At 76.2% G+C, this 1443-nt stretch carries 1 protein-coding gene and 1 pseudogene; both read left to right on the top strand.

All coding sequences use genetic code 11. The annotated features are described in order from the left end of the window. Window positions 1-34: 34 nt before the first annotated feature. Window positions 35-1015: an AAA family ATPase gene (locus AC1DUQ_RS21690; protein WP_477059367.1), complete on the top strand. Its 981-nt coding sequence runs from the start codon at window positions 35-37 to the stop codon at window positions 1013-1015. Further along, window positions 1012-1443: pseudogene (locus AC1DUQ_RS21685) on the top strand (DUF58 domain-containing protein); the annotation flags it as partial. The gene AC1DUQ_RS21690 and the pseudogene AC1DUQ_RS21685, both read left to right, overlap by 4 nt.

Here is a 1443-nt window from a genome sequence, read left to right as displayed (position 1 = left end):
CGCGCCACCCCCACCGACGATGGAGCCCCCGCCGATGACTGAGCAGCCCACGCCACTGACCGTCGCGCAGGTCGCCGACCGCGGGAGCGCGGTGCTCGACGAGGTCGCGACGCTGGTCGTCGGCATGCGCGAACCGCTGAGAGTTGCGCTGGCGGCCATCCTCGGCGGCGGCCACGTGCTGTTCGAGGACGTGCCCGGGCTCGGCAAGACGCTGGCGGCCCGGAGCCTGGCCACCGCGCTCGGGCTCGCGTTCCGGCGGGTGCAGTGCACGCCCGACCTGCTGCCGTCGGACATCACGGGGTCCAGCGTGTTCGACCCGGCGACGGCGTCGTTCCTGTTCCGGCCGGGCCCGGTGTTCGCGGGCCTCCTGCTGGCCGACGAGATCAACCGGACCGCCCCGAAGACCCAGTCGGCCCTGCTGGAGGCGATGGCCGAGCGGCAGGTGACGGTCGACGGGGAGACGTACCAGCTGCCCGACCCGTTCCACGTCGTCGCCACCTCCAACCCGGTGGAGTACGAGGGCACCTACCCGCTGCCGGAGGCGCAGCTCGACCGGTTCATGGTCCGCGTGGCGGTCGGCTACCCGGAGCGCGACGCCGAGGTCGACGTGCTGTCGCGGCGGCTCGCGCGGCGCCAGGAGATGGGGTCGGTGCGGACGGTCGTCGACGCCGCCACCCTGAGGGCGATGCAGGCGGGCGTCGAGCAGGTCACGGTCGACGCCGACATCCTGCGGTACTGCGTCGACCTCGCCTCGGCCACCCGCACGCACGACGCGGTCGAGGTGGGTGCCTCGCCGCGCGGCTCCCAGGCGCTGGTCCTCGTCGCGCGCTCGCTGGCGGTGCTGTCCGGCCGGGACTTCGTGACGCCCGAGGACGTCAAGGCGGTCGCCGTCCCCGCGCTCGCGCACCGGCTGTCCCTGACCCCGCAGGCGTGGGCCACCGGCACGGCGCCGCAGAAGGTCGTGGCGGACGTGCTGGCGCGGGTGGCGGGGCCGACGACGGCGAGACGCGGATGATCTGGGAGCGCTCGCGGGCGACGGCCGCCGGGGTCGTCGTCGGCCTCGTGCTCGTCGCCGTGGGCGCGCTGCTCGGCCGGCCCGACGTCGCGGTGCTCGGCGCCGCACCGCTGGTCGCGGGGGTGTGGGACTGGCGCCGACGACCCTCGACGGACCCGACCGTCCGTCTGGAGGCGTCGGACGAGCCGCCCGCCGCCGGGAGCCTGCGCGCCGACATCGTGACCGCCGCACCCACCGACGTGCTCGTCGGGGTGCGGCGCGGGGTGCGCGTCCTGGCCGAGGCGTGGGTGCGGGTCGACCGCACGCGGCGGCTCCCGCTCGTCGTCCGCACGGTCCGCACCGGGCCGCAGGAGGTGGCGTTCGTCGACGTGCAGGGTGTCGGACCCGGCGCCGCAAGCGTGTCCGAGCCCAGCCCGGCCGCGTCCCGG

The sequence above is a fragment of the Cellulomonas sp. P4_B5_2 genome, assembly GCF_056402235.1.
Note: the sequence above shows the minus strand (reverse complement) of the source record. Positions and strands in the feature narration are given on the sequence as shown.

What these genes read in the sequence shown, in the direction of transcription:
- AC1DUQ_RS21690 (WP_477059367.1), top strand. Translation starts at nt 35, where the DNA reads ATGACTGAGCAGCCCACGCCACTGACCGTCGCGCAGGTCGCCGACCGC.